Here is a 15,656-nt window from a genome sequence, read left to right as displayed (position 1 = left end):
GCATGTCGTACATCCTCGAAGCCCTCAAGAAGGCACAGGCGGAACGCCAGCTCGGCAATGCGCCGACCATCCACGCGCCGCCGTCCAGCTATCCGGCGGCGCCGAGCCGCACGACGCGCAATCCGGTGATCATCGGCGCGATTGCCGGCACCATCGTGGTGGCGATGGGCGCCGTGTTCCTGCTGCGCCAGCCGGCGCCCGCGCCGGCGGTGCAGGTGGCGAGTGCGCCGGCGCCGGTTGCGGCGGTTGTCGCCACGCCGGCAGCGCCACCGGCCGCTGTACCGTCGACGCCAGTGCAGCCTGTCGCGCCAGAGCCGGTTACGCAAGCCGTGAAGCCGGAAGCGCCGGCCAAGCTTACTAAAGCGGAGACCAAACCGCCGGCGCCTGCCGCAAAACCAGAACCCGCACCGCGCGCCGAACCGGTCGAGGCCGTGGCTGAGACCAGGGCCGAGCCATCGCGTCCGGTGGTGATGGCTGCCCCGGCCGCCGAGGACAGCATCGGCCCGCTGGGCTCGCTGCCGGAACCGGTGCAGCGCGAGATCCCGAAAGTGGCCTTCGGCGGCTACATCTACTCGCCGAACCCGGCCGAGCGCCTGCTGCTGGTCGACAAGATGCTGCGCCGCGAAGGCGAGGAAGTCGCCCCCGGGCTGGTACTCGAACGCCTGCTGCCGAAGGCAGCGATCATGAACTTCCGCGGCCACCGCTACCGTGTCGCTTACTGACCTGCGGGGGCCTGGCGGCGGCCCGGTGCTGGGCGTGGTGGGCTGGTCCGGCAGCGGCAAGACCTCGCTGCTCGAGGGGCTCATCGCGCGCCTGGCCGGCCGCGGCCTGCGCGTCAACATCGTCAAGCACAGCCACCACGACGTCGAGCTCGAGCCGCCGCGCAAGGACAGCGCGCGCCTGCGCATGGCCGGGGCAGCCGAGGTGATGCTGGCTTCCCCCTACCGCGTCGCCATCCTGCGCGAACTGCGCGGGGCGCCCGAGCCATCGCTGGCCGAGCACCTGGGACGCCTGGCGCCGGCCGACCTGACCCTGGTGGAAGGCTACAAGTGGGAGCGGATGCCCAAGCTGGAAGTGTTCCGGCCCAGCCTGGGCAGGCCGGCGCTGTATCCGGACGATCCCGATATCCTGGCGGTGGCGTCGGATGGGCCGCGGCCGCATGGAGAGGACGGGGAGGGCGGACCGGCATGGCTGGACCTGAATGATACGGATCAGGTGCTGGCCTGGCTGGAAAAGTGGTTGCGCTGAAGTGTAGACGAACAATAAGACCGCGGCGGACCGGGTTACACCAGTCGCTTGCAACAATTGAGTTTGCCTCAGCGCTAAGGGCAGGTCTGTGCGCGACAGTGCGTTTTCGACCCGAAGCAGCCCTTCCTTTAACGCGGCTTCAGTCCGTGAAACCGAGGATGCCCGACGGAATGGTCGAGAGCCTGCTGCGGCGCTTATGGCACCCGGGCGCCCTGTTTCTCGGCTTCGTCGACAACATTTATTTTTTTTTGAGATTTGGCAGCGGTGGAGTGCCGATCAGCTTCTGTACTTCATTACGATTCGAGTCTCCGGGCACTGCCAAAACGCGTAGCGCTTCTGGATCGATTAACCCCCCCGTTCTCAAGATCCTTGCAGCTCGATCCGCCGTAATGTACCTGAAAAATAACGAGAGGTCGCGAAGTGTCGTGAGTCAGACATTGGCCACCGACGAAGTCAACTCCTCGATAACGAAATATGGTCTCTCGGCGCCAATCCGCTCCAACATACTGTCATCGGCTCCAAAAAAGTTTGAAGATTGCGATCAAGATTATCAAGGAAGAGCAGGCAATTGCAAGGATCCCGTCCCGATTACCGGATCGACACAAACGCCAAAAGTATCCTGAGTCGCCTTTAACCCGTCGTCCAGACTTCTGATGCCGCATGGAAATATTGAGATTAACTAGAAGGCAGACAATCATGACGATCGAGAGGAGATTGTGATTTTCTCTTGCCCATTCAAGAAGGTGCATTTTCGCTCATTTACGCAATAGTTTTTAACGTCCGGACGAGCAAACGCCGACGGTGATTATTGGTGGTGTTTGCATACGGCCTCCCGTCGCTGAAAACGGCCATTGAGCCAGCATGGCGGGACGTCAGGAAGGAATACTCACGCATTTTTACGACCGGCTGCATCCGAACATAGCAGACTTTGCCTTCAATCTCCATTTTCAGTTATGGCTGAGCTTAAACCTGGCCCACCGAGGCATCGGGACTCCCCGCTTCACGCCGCCGTCGCGCGCGTCGCACTGCTGGAATCGATGCCAGCGGCAGTCCAGCGTGGATCACGATCAACCACCATAAGCTATGCGTCATTGCATATGCGATAGTGAAAACGAAAGCGGAGACAATCGAGGCGAGTAACTGTTTTGGATTCGTGTAGCCATGACCAATGCCATACGCAAGAGCAGAGATAGCAATAGCGAGTGGCAGGCCAGTGTTTGGCGTCAGCAACAGCAGAATGAAACCACGGTAGAGGATTTCCCATGTGGCAGTCATGATCGACATGCTCACGATAAAAGCCAGCGTTTCGCTACCGCTTCGCGGCCAGGGGAAAGACGAATCCAGCACCTCGCGTTCGCTTTCGGCACGGGCCTCGGGCGTCTTGCGCCGCTCGATGACCTTGGCCACTAGCCAAAGGCCGCCAAGAAGCAGCACAGCAAAGCATAGGCCCCAGACGCCTGCCCTGGACAGGGGGATATCAAATCCGAGATCTCGTAACGTATAGCCAGCCTGCCACGAACCGGTCCACAGGACGGCCAATAAGACTAGCGGCTGCCAGCTCATTGACCAGTAACGAAGCATCAGGGAACGGGGCGGTTTGTTGCTCTTCGGACTTAAACTACGCCATAAGTTAAATGCGGGAAAGACAATCAGCAGATAGGCGGCGAGCAGGATGTTTAACATGGCAGGGGGCAGAATTGGGCGTTTGGCAAACACCAGGCGCGTCATACGTCAGCGCAAGAATAACATTGGCACACGCATAGGAAAGTCAACAATTACCACGGCGGCAAACGGCCGTTTTTGGCCGATAGCAGCTGTCGGTATGGTTCAGTGGTCGGCTTCGTTGCCACCTGAACAAGTTATCGGGCGTCGGCGTACTGCCGAGGCTCCTTTGGCAAACTTTAATGTTTTGTGGCAAATTGTTTGTCCATGACATTGAAGGCCTAAAGTTCTCGCCAGTTATGCCGTAAAGGGTGGATACGCCTGAATGGGCCTCAATGGGAGAACGACATGGACGTGTCCAGCATTGCCAAGCTGTCCACCAGCATCGCCGAAACCGGCAACCGCCAGGAAGTGAGCCTGGCCGTGTTCAAGAAGGCGCAGCAGATCCAGGAAGCGACCGCCACCCAGCTGCTCGAAGCGCTGCCGGCGGTGCAGCCGGCGAACCTGCCGGCGCATCTGGGAACCAGGATCAATACGACCGCCTGACAGGCCAGCCGCAGCAGCCGCGGGCACGCCGCCCCGGCTTGCATCTTTCCTCCGCCTGAACAATACTGGCGCCTTCACCAGCCAGGAGATTCCGCATGACCCATCGCCACGCCCTGATCGCCGCCGCCCTTGCCGGCGTATGCGCCCATGCCGCCGCCCAGGACACGATGGGCACGCCGAAGGCCGACCAGGAAACCTGCTACGGCGTCGCCAAGGCCGGTCAGAACGATTGCGGCACCGCCACCCACGGCTGTGCCGGCGTCGCCAAGGCCGACAACGATCCGAACGAATGGAAGTTCGTGGCCAAGGGCACCTGCACCAAGCTTGGCGGTTCACTGGAAGCCGGTCGGGTCGCGCAAGACAAGCCTGCGCAAGCCAAGCCTGCCCAGGACCAGGGCGAGCCGGCCAAGGCCGAACCCGGGAAGTAATCCATGTCCGCCCCGGGCGCGGTGGCCGTCGGCATCGGTCTGCGCACGCCGCACTACCGCGCCTTCCTCGACCAGCGCCCGCGGGTCGGCTTCATCGAAGTCCACAGCGAAAACTACCTTGCCCGCGCCGGCTGGGACTGGCACGTGCTCGGCGAGCTGCGCCGCGACTATCCGGTCAGCCTGCACGGGGTCGGGCTCGGGCTCGGCTCGGCGCGCGGTTTTTCCGATGCCCACCTCGAGCGGGTGCGCGCGCTGGTCGATGCGGTCGACCCTTTCCTCGTTTCCGAACACCTGAGCTGGGGCGCGCTGGCCGACCGCCAGCTCAACGACCTGCTGCCCATGCGCCTCGACGCCGCCGCCCTGGCGCTGCTGTGCGAGCGGGTCGACCGGGTCCAGGCGCGCCTGAAACGGCGTTTACTGGTCGAGAACGTCTCGACCTATGTGCGCTTCCGCGCCGATACGATGAGCGAGGCCGAATTCCTGGCTGAACTGGCGTGCCGTACCGGTTGCGGCATCCTGCTCGACGTGAACAACCTCTACGTCAACCAGCACAACCACGGCGAAGACGCGCGCGCCGCGATCGCCGCGCTCCCTATCGGCAGCGTCGGCGAGATCCACCTTGCCGGGCACCTGGAAACGCCGCTGGCGCTGGTCGACCACCACGGCGCGGCGGTGGCCGAACCGGTCTGGGACCTGTACCGCGCCGCGCTGCGGCGCTTCGGCCGCGTGCCCGCCCTGGTCGAATGGGATGCCGACCTGCCGCCGCTCGAGGGCCTGCTGGCCGAGGCGTTGAAGGCCGAGGCGATCGCAGGGGACTACTCGCCGCCGCCCGTCATGGCTACGCCGGCGCGTCCTGCGGCGCCGCTGGCGCAAGTCGCGGCGCCGGTCCCAGATTCGGGGCTTGCCGAGCTCCAGCAGCGCTTCGGCGAGGCCTTGTTCGACCGCCAGCACGAAGCGGCCCTGCAATCCTCCCTCAGCGAAGGCGGGGCAGGGCGGCTTACACTGTACCGCGGCAACCTGAGCGCGGGTTGGGAGCGCGCACTGGGCGAGGCGTATCCGGTGCTGCGCGAGCTGGTGGGCGACGAATTCTTCGCGGGCCTGGCGCGCGCCTACGGCAAGGCCGTGCCCTCGCAGGATCCGGACCTGGCAGCCTTTGGTGCAGGCTTCGCCGATTTCCTCGGTGGCTTCGCGCCGGCTGCGCCGTATCCCTACCTGCCTGACGCAGCCCGCCTCGAGTGGGCGGTTCACCGTGCCCACCTCGCGCCTGATGCGCCGCCGCTCGGCCTCGACGCCCTGGCCACGATGGCGCCGGCAAGCCTGGACGCCGCCCGCTTCATCCTGCAGCCGTCGGTGGCACTGGTCGATAGCTGGTGGGCCGTCGCCGCGCTGTGGCAGGCGCACCAGCCGGGCGGCCCGGCGCTGCCCGCGCGCGTGGACGCGCCATGCAGCGCGCTGGTCGTGCGGCGCGGCTGGCGGGTGGAGGTGGTGGAACTGGGCGCGCCGGAAGCGGCGGCCCTGGTGCAGCTGGCGGCGGGCGCCAGCTTCGGCGAGGCGGTCGACGCGCTGCTTGCCGCCGCCCCGGCGGATGCGCCCGCGCCGGACATCGGCGCCATGCTGCGCAGCTGGTTCGGACGCGGCGTGGTGAGCGCGATCGCGACGGACGGACCGTCGCGTACTCTACAGACTTAGTGGAAAGCGCGCAGGATGCGCTGTTCGCCGGTGTAGTCGCAGAAGCGTTCGTTGGCGGCGCGGGTGGCGGCCATCATGCGCTCGAGCTGGGCGTCTTCGAAGCGCGCCAGCTCTTCGTTGGCCGCTTCCAGCGCCAGCGCCAGCTTGGCGCGCGCGTTCTGGTACAGCGCGCTGCTGTAATGGTCGGTATTCTTCAGCAGCTCTTCCGCATTCTCGATGACGAGACGCAGGTCTCCGATGAGCTGCTCCTGGGACTGGGCGCGGTTTGGGGTTTCCATGGCTTCACCTGTGGCCGGTTGATTTAAGTCGATCCTGACGACTTAAAATATAAACAAGGAAGCCCCGTCCTGTTTGTTAGCGCGCAAACATAAGCCCGCTGTTTTACGCCATGTTTCCTGCGTGATTACTGGACCCGGATCTGCAGGTCGCCGATGGTGACGGTCTGGCCGCTGCGGATTTTCGCGGTCTTGCGCAGTTCCTGCTTGCCGTCGACCGACACCGCGCCGCTGGCAACCATGTTCTTGCCGGCGCCGCCGCTGTCGACCAGGCCGACCAGCTTCATCAGCTGGTTGAGTTCGACGAACTCCGCTGTCAAATCGAATACTATTTTTTGCATGCTTTTCTCGGGTAGGGGGGTAGAGCGCCTAACAAAACCCCTAGGGCAAGGCGCATCGTCGCAGACAGTACGCTAGTACGGCAAGACGATGCAACGCCGCCATAGGGGGAATTGTCAGGCGCTCTTAGTCGATTGGATCGGGCCGGGTCATATCGATCGGCACGATCCACGCATCGAACTGCTGCTCGGTGACGAAACCCGACTGCAGCGCGGCCTGGCGCAGGGTCAGGCCGTCGTGCGACGCGGTCTTGGCGATCTGCGCGGCGCGATCATACCCGATGTGCGGCGCCAGCGCGGTCACCAGCATCAGCGATTTTTCCATCAGCTCGGCGATGCGTGCGGCGTTCGGCTCGATGCCCTGGGCGCAGTGCGCGTCAAACGAGCGCATGCCGTCGGCCAGCAGGCGCGCGCTCTGCAGGAAGTTGTGGGCGATCATGGGCTTGAACACGTTGAGCTCGAAGTTGCCCTGCGAGCCGCCGACCGTGATCGCGACGTCGTTGCCGAACACCTGGCAGCACAGCATCGTCAGCGCCTCGCACTGGGTCGGATTGACCTTGCCCGGCATGATCGAGCTGCCCGGTTCGTTTTCCGGAATCGTGATCTCGCCCAGGCCCGAGCGCGGGCCCGAGGCCATCCAGCGCACGTCGTTGGCGATCTTCATCAGCGCCGCGGCCAGGGTCTTGAAGGCGCCGTGCGCGTACACCATGGCTTCGTGCCCGGCCAGCGCCATGAACTTGTTGGGCGCGCTCTTGAAGGCCAGGCCCGTGAGCGAGCTCAGTTCGGCCGCGATGCGGGGCGCGAAGTCCGGATGCGCGTTCAGGCCGGTGCCCACCGCGGTGCCGCCAGCGGCCAGCGCCAGCAGGCCGGGCAGGGTGGCGCGGATCGCGCTTTCGCAGAAATCGAGCTGGGCGACGTAGCCGGAGAATTCCTGGCCCAGCGTCAGCGGCGTGGCGTCCTGCAGGTGGGTGCGGCCGATCTTGACGATGTCCTCGAAGTCGCGCGACTTGCGCAGCAGGGTGGAGCGCAGTTTGCCAAGCGACGGTAACAGGTTCTGCGCCACGGCGACCGCGGCCGCCACGTGCATGGCGGTCGGGAAGATGTCGTTCGACGACTGGCCCATGTTGACGTGGTCGTTCGGGTGCAGCAGGCGCTTCTCGCCGCGCTCGCCCTGCATGAGCTCGGAACCGCGGTTGGCCAGCACCTCGTTCATGTTCATGTTGCTCTGGGTGCCGGACCCGGTCTGCCACACCGCCAGCGGGAATTCATCCGGGTGCCGGCCCTCCAGCACTTCGTCGGCGGCGCGGATGATGGCCTCGGCCTTGTCGGCAGGGAGCTTGCCGAGCGAGCGGTTGACGGCGGCGGCGGCGCGCTTGACCTGGGCCAGGGCGGCGACCAGCTCCGGCGCCATGCGCTCGGTCGAGATGTGGAAATGGTGGAGCGAGCGCTGGGTCTGGGCGCCCCAGAGGCGGTCCGCGGCGACCTCGATCGGTCCGAAACTGTCCTTCTCAATCCTGTTGTCCATGGGGTTTCCTGTCGAATGCGGGGCTGTTACTAAAGAGTTTAGCCGATTGGCCGTTAAAGACGCTCAGGCTTCAATTTCATCTTCCTTATGGCGTGCCGCCTTCCACTGTTATTTAGTTGCGTCCTGCTGGCCGGCGCTGTCCAGGCGGCCGAGCTCGGCGAACTACGCGTCAGCTCCTTCATCGGCCAGCCGCTGGTGGCCGACATCGAGCTCACCATGCTGGAAGACGCCGCCACGAAGGTCGGGGTGCGCCTGGCGCATCCGGAGGTCTACCGCGGCGCCAGCATCGGCATGCCGGCGGTGCTGTCGACGCTCAGGATGTCGGTGATGCAGCGCGACGGCCGCCAGTTCCTGCACGTGACATCCACCGGCCCGGTGGTGTCGGAACACCTGCACCTGTACCTGGAACTGGCCGACGGTGCGCAGCGCACCGTGCGGCTGGCCACGCTGTGGCTGTCGCGCGACCCGAACCCGGTCTCGCCCGCGCCAGCGCCGTTGCCGGCGCCGGCACCTGTGGCAGCTCCGTTGCTTGCCATGGCGGCGGAGCCCGCTCCGACACCGGCGCCTGCGCCTGCACCGGTGCAGGAAGCCAGACCGAAGCCTGTTCCAGTCGTCGTCAAAGCAAGGCCGGCTGCCGCACCCCCCAAGCCGGGCAAGCCTGCGCCGCCGAAACCGGAGCCGGTCATGGCCGGCGCAGCCTGCGTCCCGCAACCCCAGCGCCAGGTCGACGCCTGCGCCGTGCTGGATGCCAAGAATGCCATGCTGCGCGAACAGCTGGGGCTGCTGGAGGGCAAGGTGCAGCTGCTGCAGGTGGCGGCGGGCGCCCCGGGGGCCCCGGCCGTTCATCCGGTCAAGGTGCACAAGCCGAAGAAGAAAAAGCCGGAGCCGCCACCGGAACAGGGGACGCCGTGGCTGTTGCTGGGCGCCGGCGCCGCGCTACTGGCGCTGTTGGGCGGCCTGGTGTTCGCCCTGCGCCGCAAGCGGGCGGCAAAGCGCGCGGCCAAGCCGGCGGGCGGACTGGGTGCGCGCCTGAAGGAGCGGTTCGGACGCCAGGCGGGGCCGGCTGGAGCGGTCGAACCGACGCTGGAAGAGGCCGCACACGAGTCGTCTACACAAGTTTGATTTTTACGTTATACTCATTTCGTGGTCGCGAGATCACGAACGGCACAGAGGCCTGGCGCAGCCACCACCGATTGCGTGGCGCGGAAAGCAGGCAGACGTTGAAGAAACGCCTGTGTCCGGAAGCAGTTCGTGCGCCAACTGCGGCAGCGAACGCCGGATGCAACCGGCAAGAGGCGACGCCAGGAGATACCTGGTGCTCGCACTCTCCCTATTCCGTGCCAGAGCCTCCGCTCGGCACACCAAAGGCGCCTGCGGGCGCTTTTGTCGTTTCTGGCCGCCGCAGCGCAGAGCAGGGGCGGTCCATGCTCTTTGCATGGTTCGACCTCCCGCCAGGCCACGGACACGCTACAATCTCGCTGCAGTACCAACCCTGGCGAGTCATGAAAAACTGGATCAATCGTTTGTTGAGCGGAGCGGAAGCCCAGGCGGCCACGCCTTCGGCCGCCGCTGCGCAGCCAGGCAGCGGGGCAGGGGGAAGCGGGGCGGAGCCAGCCACCGCCAGTGCCGCCACCGACGCCCTCTATTACCGCTGGCTGGCGGGGCCGGCTACGTTCGAGGCGCCGTTTGAGACCGAGCGCCTGATCCTCGAGCAGGTGCACACGCTGGCGCAGAACCCGGCCGTCGCGGCCGACCTGGTGCCGCGCGTCCCCGAACTGATTCCCAGGCTGCTGCGCAGCCTGCGCGACGACAGCGTCAGCACGAACGAACTGGCCGGCCAGGTGGCCGAGGACGTGGTGCTGGTCGCGGAAGTCCTGCGCGAGGCGAACAGCGCGTATTACCGGCCCGTCACCCCGATCAAGACCCTGGACGCGGCGATCATGCTGCTCGGCCAGAACGGCTTGCGCATGCTGCTGGCGCGGGTCGCCTTCCGGCCCATTATCAAGCTGCACGAGGCCGGCTTTGCCCGCCGCGCCGCGCCGCTGGTATGGAACCACTCCGAAAAATGCGCCGTCGCCGCCAGCCTGATGGCTTCCGCGGTGGGGGCCGACCTGTTCGAATCCTGTCTGGCCGGGCTGATGCAGGACGTCGGACTGGTCGTTGCCTTCCGCCTGGCCGATCGCGTCTGCCATAACGGCAAGATACCGGCGTCCAGCGACTTCGGCGTGGAACTGCTGGCGCGCAGCCGGCAGCTGTCGGCGGTCATCGCCAGGCACTGGGAGTTCCCCGACAAGGTAGCCGAGGCGATCGCCCGCGCCGGCCAGCCGGACGGCTCGAGCCTGGCGCAAGCGCTGGCGCAGGGGGATCACATCGCCAAGCTGCGGCTGCTGATCGACGCCGGGCGCCTGGGCGAGGACGATGCGCTGGTCACGGAAGGGCTCAACAGCTTCCAGCGGCGCTGCTTGGGCAAGCTGAGCAACCTGGACGCATAACCCATCAAAACAAAAGGCACCCGCAGGTGCCTTTGATCGTGAATCCTTACTGAATCAATGCGCGCACATTGCGCGGTCCAGCTGGCCCATCCACGGTTCGGTCACGTCGCGGATCGCGCGGTCATTGGCCATCAGTTGCTTGAGCAGGTCGATCTTGCGCTGACGCATATTGCCCTCCAGTGCAGGCACGCCGCCGATCGCCGCACCCGCCGCCACACTGGCCTGCACGTTCAGCTTGTCGAATCCGGTCCAGTCGCCCGCCTCGGCGGCGCCCTTCATCTGGCTGCTGAGGCCAGCGAGGTTTTCGTACATCGAGAGGACATCGTTCGAGGTCATGTTAGCACCGAGACAAGTACGCCGGCCGGATTGCCGGGTATCTAAGCCATTTACGGATGGGCTTTCGGGAACTTTAGGGTGTTTTTGAAAAAAACTCGAAATTTTTTCCATTGGATACAAATATTGTCAGTCATGCATGTTCAAGGCATTCGGCATGCTCCAGAATGCCCCCGCCAATCCCCGGTTTCAGCAGCCTGCCCCTGTTTTTTGCAGTCTGTCGCAATCCTGGCGCAGGTGCAGCCCGGCTTACTTACAGTGCGTGCTGGGTTGCTGCGCCGTCGGGCGCAGCGATCCGCCAATAAAAACAGATTCGAGAGAGAGACTTATGAGAGACATGCCAGTCGCCCGGGCTCGCACAGCCGCGTTCGCGCTTATCTCTGCGCTGGTGCTTGCGCCGGGCGCCGCCACCGCGCAGGCCGAGGCGCCATTTTCCTTCGCGGCCACGCCGGGCAAGCTGCCAAAAGACGTGGTGCCGCTGCAGTACACGGCCCACATCATGCCGGACGTCGCCGCAAATACCTTCCGCGGCACGCAGACGGTCGAGATCGAGGTCTTGAAGCCGACTTCGACCATCATGCTCAATGCCGACAACCTGCAGATCGAGGCCGCCACGCTCAGCGGCGACGGCCTGGGCAAGTTGAAGCTCGACCCCATCCTCGACAAACAGGAGCAGACCCTGCGTTTCGAGCTGGCCCGGCCGCTGGCGCCGGGTAAATACGCGCTGGCGCTGGCGTTTCGCGGCCAGATCAACCGCGAAGGGCGGGGCCTGTTCTACGTCAACTACAAGGCCGGCGGCCGCGACAAGAAACTGATCGCCACCACCATGGCGCCGACCGACGCGCGCCGCATGCTGCCCACCTGGGACGAGCCGGTCTTCCGCGCCCGCTTCAAGCTGACCGTCGATGTGCCGGGCAACTTCAAGGCCTATTCCACCACCCCGATCGAAAAGCGCGAAGACCTCCCAGGTGGCATGCAGCGCATCAGCTTCGGCAATACCCCGAAGATGCCGAGCTACCTGGTGGTGCTGGTGGCGGGCGAACTCGAGCGTATCTCCGCCAGGCAGGACGGCGTCGACATCGGCATCGTCACCACCGAAGGCAAGCTCGGCTCCGCCACCTTCCCGCTGGCCGCCACGCGCGACCTGCTGCGTTACTTCAACAACTACTTCGGCATCCCGTACCCGCTGCCCAAGCTGGACCAGATCGCGATCCCGGGCGGCTTCAACGGCGCCATGGAAAACTGGGGGGCGGTCGTCTACAACGAGCCGACCCTGCTGTACGACCCGAAGAAAAGCCCGGAGCGGGTCAAGAAATTCACCTTCAACATCAACGCCCATGAGGTGGCGCACCAATGGTTCGGCAACCTGGTGACCATGGCCTGGTGGGACAACCTGTGGCTCAACGAAGGCTTCGCCTCGTGGATGGCGGCCAAGGCGACCCATCACTTCCATCCGGAATGGCGTCCCTACCTGGACGCGATGGCCGAGCGCGAATACGTGATGAACCTGGACGCGCGCAAGACCACGCACCCGATCCAGACCCCGATCCGGACCGAGGAGCAGGCCGCCGCTGCGTTCGACGCGATCACCTACATGAAGGGCCAGGCCTTCCTGCGCATGCTCGAGGCCTACCTGGGCGAAGACAGCTTCCGCAAGGGCATGCGCGCCTACATGGCGAAACACCAGTATTCGAATACCACCTCGAGCGACCTGTGGGCGGCATTGGAGAAGGCTTCCGGCAAGCCGGTCGAGAAGCTGGCCTCGGACTGGACCCTGCAGCCGGGCTTCCCCCTGATCCGGGTCGAGCAGGCTTGCGACGAGGGCAAGCGCAAGGTCACGCTGTCGCAGGAACAGTACCGGCTGGACGAGCCTGCGAGCGAAAAACGCCTGTGGAACGTGCCGCTGCAGGTTGGCACCGTCAACGGCAAGGCCTGGACCACGCTGTTGTCCGGCCCCGGCACCACCATCAACCAGGGCAGCTGCGACGGCACCCTGGTGGTCGATCCGCACAGCGTCGGCTACTTCCGCGTGCAGTACGACCCGGCCAGCTTCCGCGCCCTGGCCGAGCAGGCGCCGCGCCTGCCGGACAGCACCCGCCTGAAGCTGCTGAGCGACACCTGGAGCTTCGCTTCCAACGGCCGCATGGGCCTGGACGGCTACCTCGACCTGGTGCGCAAGTACGGTAACGAGCCGCGCGTGGCGGTGTGGGAGTCGATGTTGTCGAACCTGCGCACGCTGGACTCGCTGGCGCGCGGCGAGCCGGAGCAGGCCCTGATCCGCCGCTTCCTGATCGACTTCGCGCGTCCGAAATTCGAGCGGCTCGGCTGGGACGAAAAGCCGGGCGAAACCGCCGAGGACACCCAGCTGCGCGGCATGCTGGCCACCGCGCTGGCGCGCGCCGGCGACCCCCAGGCCATCGCCGAGGGCAAGGCCAGGTTTGCGCGCTACCTGGACGACCCGTCCTCGGTGCCGCCCTCGATGATCGATTTCGTCATCGGCACCGCCGGGCGCTACGCCGACAAGGCCACCTACGGACTGCTTGCCGCGCGGCTCGCCGGCGCCGCCACCAGTGAGGAGCGCAACCGCTTCGGCCGCGCCTTGAGCGCCGTCCAGGACCCACAGCTGGCCGCGCGCACCCTGGAGTCGCTCTTGTTACCGCAGACCCCGCCCGACCTGGTGCCTTACCTCCTGGGCGGCGTCGCCAATGAACACCTCGACCAGACCTGGGACTTTGCCATCGCCAACCGCGCAGCCCTGCTGGACAACATGGAAGCGCTGGGCCGCCACAGCCTGTTCGCCGGCATCGTGGGCTCATCGAGCAACCCTGCGCATGCGGCGATGATGGAAGCCTATATGCGCAAGAACTTCGGCGCGGATGGCGTTGTCGAAGCCGAGCGCGTCGCCAACGGCGTGCGCATCCGCGCCGCCCAGAAAGCGCGCCTGCTGCCGCAGGTGCGCACCGCCCTGCAATAACTCGTACCTGGACACTACAAAGAAGGGAAGTCATGAAAACCAGCTGGACTCCGATCAAGACCGCGGTCACCCTGGCGCTGTGCGGTGCCGCATTCGCGTTTGTACCGGCCCATGGGGCAGGGCAGGCCACCGGCGCTGCGGCGCCGGCGCCGGCGAAGGCCGCCGGCGCCGTCATGCTGCCGGGCGACGATTTCTATGCCTACGCCAACGGCGAATGGATGACCAGGACCGAGATCCCGGCCGACCGCGGTTCATGGGGCGCGATGTATGCGCTCGCCGAGGACACCAATGCCCGCATCGTCAAGCTGATCGAGGACGCCGCGGCGAACAAGTCCGCCAGCCTGGATGCGCGCAAGGCCGCCGATTTCTACACCGCCTGGATGAACGAAGCGGCGATCGAATCGGCCGGCCTGGCGGCGCTCAAGCCGCGCCTGGCGAAGATCGAGGCGATCCAGGACCGCGCCGCCCTGGCGCGCGTGCTTGGCGAATTCCTGCGCGCCGACGTCGACCCGCTCAACGCAACCAACTTCAACACCCCGAACCTGTTCGGCGCGTGGTTCAACCAGAGTCTGACCGACCCGTCGCGCAACGTACCCTACCTGCTGCAGGGCGGCATCGGCCTGCCGGACCGCGCCTACTACCTCGACGACAGCCCGAAGATGGCCGAGCTGCGCACCAAGTACCAGCAGTACATCGGCGCGGTGCTCGAGCTGGCCGGCATGGAGAATGCCGAGGCGCGCGCCGCCAGGATCTTCGCGCTGGAGTCGAGACTGGCCGAGAGCCATGCCACCCGTGAAGAATCGAGCGACATCCAGAAGGCCAACAATACCTGGACCATGAAGGACTTCGCCACCAAGGCGCCCGGCATGGACTGGAAAGCCTTCATGCAGGGCGCGCAGCTTTCGGGCCAGGATCGCTTCATCGCCTACCATCCGGGCGCACTCAAGGGCGCCGCGGAACAGGTGCGCGCCGCCGACCTGGCAACCTGGAAGGATTACCTGGCCTTCCACAGCCTGAACCAGTTCGCCAGCACATTGCCCAAGGCGTATTCCGACCTGCGCTTCGAGTTCTACGGCAAGGGCCTGACCGGCTCGCCGCAGCAGTCGCCGCGCTGGAAGCGCGCGCTGGCCGCCACCAACGGCGCCATGGACGAAGCGGTCGGCAAGATGTACGTCGACAAGTACTTCCCGGCGCAGGACAAGGCGCGCATCCTGAAGATGGTCGACGAGATCAAGGGCGCGTTTGCGCGCCGCATCGACAAGCTCGACTGGATGGCGCCCTCGACCCGCGCCCAGGCCAAGGAAAAAGTGCGCACCATGTACTTGGGCGTGGGCTATCCGGATAACTGGAAATCCTACGATAGCCTGCAGGTGTCGCCTGGCGACGCGCTGGGCAACGTCATGCGCGCACAGGAATTCCACTACAAGCAGCAGCTTGCCAAGCTCAAGCAGAAGCCGAAGAAGACCGACTGGGCCATGCCGCCGCAGCTGGTCAATGCGGTCAACCTGCCCTTGCAGAACGCGCTGAACTTCCCGGCCGCGATCCTGCAGCCGCCGTTCTACGACCCCAAGGCCTCGGACGCGCACAACTACGGCGCGATCGGTTCGGTGATCGGCCACGAGATCAGCCACAGCTTCGACGATATGGGCGCCCAGTTCGACGCCCAGGGCCGCCTGCGCGACTGGTGGACCAAGGAAGACATGGCGCACTTCAAGACGGCTTCGCAAAAGCTGGTGCAGCAGTACAACGCCTACAAGCCTTTCGACGACCTGGCGCTCAACGGCCAGCTGACGCTGAGCGAGAACCTGTCCGACCTGGCCGGCCTGGCCGCGGCCTATGACGCGTTCAAGGCCTCGCCGAAGGGCAAGGGCACGGGCATCGAGGCCGACCGCGCCTTCTTCACCGGCTTCGCCCAGAGCTGGCGTACCAAGATGCGCGAAACCTCGCTGCGCCGCGTGGTGCTGACCGACGGCCACTCGCCGGGCCAGTACCGCACCTACACCGTGCGCAACCTGGATGCCTGGTACAAGGCCTTCGACGTGCAGCCTGGGCAGAAACTGTACCTGGCGCCGGAGCAGCGCGTACGCGTCTGGTAAGCCGGTAGGGCAGGCGAGCCTCCATGGCTCGCCTGCCTGCGCCATAATGC

At 65.5% G+C, this 15,656-nt stretch carries 14 protein-coding genes; 9 read left to right on the top strand and 5 right to left on the bottom strand.

What is annotated here, in order from left to right:
* Positions 1-2: 2 nt before the first annotated feature.
* Positions 3-722, top strand: coding sequence for a general secretion pathway protein GspB (locus AC56LU_RS16175; RefSeq protein ID WP_497176638.1), 720 nt, complete (start codon positions 3-5; stop codon positions 720-722).
* Positions 709-1,248, top strand: coding sequence for a molybdopterin-guanine dinucleotide biosynthesis protein B (gene mobB / locus AC56LU_RS16170; protein ID WP_497176637.1), 540 nt, complete (start codon positions 709-711; stop codon positions 1,246-1,248). The genes AC56LU_RS16175 and mobB overlap by 14 nt, the downstream gene beginning before the upstream one ends.
* Positions 1,249-2,211: 963 nt before the next feature.
* Here mobB and AC56LU_RS16165 read toward each other — a convergent pair.
* Complete coding sequence (locus tag AC56LU_RS16165; RefSeq protein ID WP_497176636.1) at positions 2,212-2,976, bottom strand: CPBP family intramembrane glutamic endopeptidase; 765 nt, start codon at positions 2,974-2,976, stop codon at positions 2,212-2,214.
* Positions 2,977-3,258: 282 nt separating this feature from the next.
* Between AC56LU_RS16165 and AC56LU_RS16160 the strand changes: the two genes are divergently transcribed.
* The 3 genes from AC56LU_RS16160 (at position 3,259) to bufB (ending at position 5,573) form a co-directional block, all read left to right on the top strand.
* Entirely contained in the window at positions 3,259-3,456 is a 198-nt protein-coding gene (locus AC56LU_RS16160; protein ID WP_497176635.1) for a YjfB family protein, read from the top strand.
* A gap of 95 nt (positions 3,457-3,551) precedes the next feature.
* Complete coding sequence (locus tag AC56LU_RS16155; RefSeq protein ID WP_497176634.1) at positions 3,552-3,884, top strand: BufA1 family periplasmic bufferin-type metallophore; 333 nt, start codon at positions 3,552-3,554, stop codon at positions 3,882-3,884.
* Between the two features lie 3 nt (positions 3,885-3,887).
* Positions 3,888-5,573: an MNIO family bufferin maturase gene (gene bufB, locus AC56LU_RS16150; RefSeq protein ID WP_497176633.1), complete on the top strand. Its 1,686-nt coding sequence runs from the start codon at positions 3,888-3,890 to the stop codon at positions 5,571-5,573.
* On the opposite strand, the gene AC56LU_RS16145 is transcribed toward bufB, so the two are convergent.
* The 3 genes from AC56LU_RS16145 to fumC form a co-directional block, all read right to left on the bottom strand.
* On the bottom strand, positions 5,570-5,851 hold the full coding sequence (locus AC56LU_RS16145; RefSeq protein ID WP_497176632.1) for a DUF883 family protein: 282 nt from the start codon (positions 5,849-5,851) through the stop codon (positions 5,570-5,572). The two genes, bufB and AC56LU_RS16145, sit on opposite strands and share 4 nt — an antisense overlap.
* Positions 5,852-5,976: 125 nt before the next feature.
* Positions 5,977-6,189: an RNA-binding S4 domain-containing protein gene (locus AC56LU_RS16140; protein WP_497176631.1), complete on the bottom strand. Its 213-nt coding sequence runs from the start codon at positions 6,187-6,189 to the stop codon at positions 5,977-5,979.
* Between the two features lie 124 nt (positions 6,190-6,313).
* Positions 6,314-7,711, bottom strand: a complete 1,398-nt coding sequence (gene fumC, locus AC56LU_RS16135) for a class II fumarate hydratase (RefSeq protein WP_497176630.1) — start codon at positions 7,709-7,711, stop codon at positions 6,314-6,316.
* A gap of 87 nt (positions 7,712-7,798) precedes the next feature.
* Between fumC and AC56LU_RS16130 the strand changes: the two genes are divergently transcribed.
* On the top strand, positions 7,799-8,833 hold the full coding sequence (locus AC56LU_RS16130; RefSeq protein WP_497176629.1) for a type IV pilus assembly protein FimV: 1,035 nt from the start codon (positions 7,799-7,801) through the stop codon (positions 8,831-8,833).
* Between the two features lie 380 nt (positions 8,834-9,213).
* Complete coding sequence (locus tag AC56LU_RS16125) at positions 9,214-10,203, top strand: HDOD domain-containing protein (protein ID WP_497176628.1); 990 nt, start codon at positions 9,214-9,216, stop codon at positions 10,201-10,203.
* Positions 10,204-10,257: 54 nt separating this feature from the next.
* Here the strand turns inward: AC56LU_RS16125 and AC56LU_RS16120 are convergent, their stop codons facing one another.
* Complete coding sequence (locus tag AC56LU_RS16120; RefSeq protein WP_497176627.1) at positions 10,258-10,539, bottom strand: flagellar protein FliT; 282 nt, start codon at positions 10,537-10,539, stop codon at positions 10,258-10,260.
* A 325-nt stretch (positions 10,540-10,864) separates the two neighbouring features.
* Here AC56LU_RS16120 and AC56LU_RS16115 point away from each other — a divergent pair, with 325 nt between their 5' ends.
* A complete protein-coding gene (locus AC56LU_RS16115; RefSeq protein ID WP_497176626.1) occupies positions 10,865-13,510 on the top strand; it encodes a M1 family metallopeptidase in 2,646 nt (881 codons plus the stop codon).
* A gap of 32 nt (positions 13,511-13,542) precedes the next feature.
* Positions 13,543-15,606, top strand: coding sequence for a M13 family metallopeptidase (locus AC56LU_RS16110; RefSeq protein ID WP_497176625.1), 2,064 nt, complete (start codon positions 13,543-13,545; stop codon positions 15,604-15,606).
* Positions 15,607-15,656: the final 50 nt, after the last annotated feature.

The organism is Telluria sp. PB2R4 (assembly GCF_059685695.1).
Note: the sequence above shows the minus strand (reverse complement) of the source record. Positions and strands in the feature narration are given on the sequence as shown.

Excerpts from the sequence above, each read along its gene's own strand:
- AC56LU_RS16175 (WP_497176638.1), top strand. The coding sequence starts at position 3 with ATGTCGTACATCCTCGAAGCCCTCAAGAAGGCACAGGCGGAACGCCAG.
- AC56LU_RS16165 (WP_497176636.1), bottom strand. The coding sequence starts at position 2,976 with ATGACGCGCCTGGTGTTTGCCAAACGCCCAATTCTGCCCCCTGCCATG.
- AC56LU_RS16160 (WP_497176635.1), top strand. The coding sequence starts at position 3,259 with ATGGACGTGTCCAGCATTGCCAAGCTGTCCACCAGCATCGCCGAAACC.
- AC56LU_RS16155 (WP_497176634.1), top strand. The coding sequence starts at position 3,552 with ATGACCCATCGCCACGCCCTGATCGCCGCCGCCCTTGCCGGCGTATGC.
- bufB (WP_497176633.1), top strand. The coding sequence starts at position 3,888 with ATGTCCGCCCCGGGCGCGGTGGCCGTCGGCATCGGTCTGCGCACGCCG.
- AC56LU_RS16145 (WP_497176632.1), bottom strand. The coding sequence starts at position 5,851 with ATGGAAACCCCAAACCGCGCCCAGTCCCAGGAGCAGCTCATCGGAGAC.
- AC56LU_RS16140 (WP_497176631.1), bottom strand. The coding sequence starts at position 6,189 with ATGCAAAAAATAGTATTCGATTTGACAGCGGAGTTCGTCGAACTCAAC.
- fumC (WP_497176630.1), bottom strand. The coding sequence starts at position 7,711 with ATGGACAACAGGATTGAGAAGGACAGTTTCGGACCGATCGAGGTCGCC.
- AC56LU_RS16130 (WP_497176629.1), top strand. The coding sequence starts at position 7,799 with ATGGCGTGCCGCCTTCCACTGTTATTTAGTTGCGTCCTGCTGGCCGGC.
- AC56LU_RS16125 (WP_497176628.1), top strand. The coding sequence starts at position 9,214 with ATGAAAAACTGGATCAATCGTTTGTTGAGCGGAGCGGAAGCCCAGGCG.
- AC56LU_RS16120 (WP_497176627.1), bottom strand. The coding sequence starts at position 10,539 with ATGACCTCGAACGATGTCCTCTCGATGTACGAAAACCTCGCTGGCCTC.
- AC56LU_RS16115 (WP_497176626.1), top strand. The coding sequence starts at position 10,865 with ATGAGAGACATGCCAGTCGCCCGGGCTCGCACAGCCGCGTTCGCGCTT.
- AC56LU_RS16110 (WP_497176625.1), top strand. The coding sequence starts at position 13,543 with ATGAAAACCAGCTGGACTCCGATCAAGACCGCGGTCACCCTGGCGCTG.